This window comes from Bartonella sp. AD328YNZD (assembly GCF_042196425.1).
The window spans coordinates 1-813 of the sequence record NZ_JBHIQG010000676.1 but is presented as its reverse complement, the minus strand read 5'-3'; the positions used below and the strand labels follow the sequence as shown (position 1 = coordinate 813).

At 36.7% G+C, this 813-nt stretch carries 1 protein-coding gene; it reads left to right on the top strand.

Annotated features, from left to right (window positions below; all coding sequences use genetic code 11):
- The coding region (locus ACFIO3_RS14410; protein WP_375704713.1) for a porin at positions 1–672 on the top strand (672 nt) is incomplete at its 5' end.
- Positions 673–813: the final 141 nt, after the last annotated feature.

The window sequence follows — 813 nt, the reverse complement described above, 5'->3', positions numbered from 1 at the left end:
TCCTACACCTTTAGTGGTGACTCCGGTTTTTCTGCTATTATCGGCGCTGAATTAGGCAATAATGCAGATGATCTTCCAGGAGTAACAGGATACTACATTGATAAAGATGGTAAGCTTGCTTCTATCACGAATGATACTCTTCCAAGTAAAGCAATTAAAAATTACACCCCGAATGTGGTTTTGGGTATAAAGTTCATGCAAAAATGGGGTGGTTTTTCAGCGGTTGCAGCATATGATGCTTACTACAAAAAGTGGGCTGGAAAAATACGTGCAGATTTCAATGTCAACGATCGTTTCAATCTATGGGTAATGGCTGGTTATAAAAACGGCCTTGATTACTACACAGTAAATGAAAATGATGAGTTATCACGAAAAAGCACAACAATTTATGCAAACTGGGGTGGTAAATGGGCTGCTTGGGCGGGTGCCACTTACAAGCTTACTCCAAAAGCAAATTTGAATGCTCAAATTTCTTATAGTGCTGTAAAAACCTTTGCAACTTCTGTAAATATTGCATACACGCTGGTTCCAGGGTTTGTGATTACACCTGAATTAACCTATGTTTCTTGGAACGATGATCGCGTTGTGACGGATAAAAATAATGATGAAAAACATTTATTCAATAAAAAAAGTGCTTTTCAAGGTATGATCCGTTTACAGCGTTCATTCTAATCCTATTTAAGCTACAGCTTTTAAAAACTGGCAAACCATGTTGCCAGTTTTTATTTTTGAAATCAAATATCATGATCTTTTCCTGATACTTATTGTCTTGTCTCTCGGAAAAAACCGACTTAATTTCATAAAACTACTCTT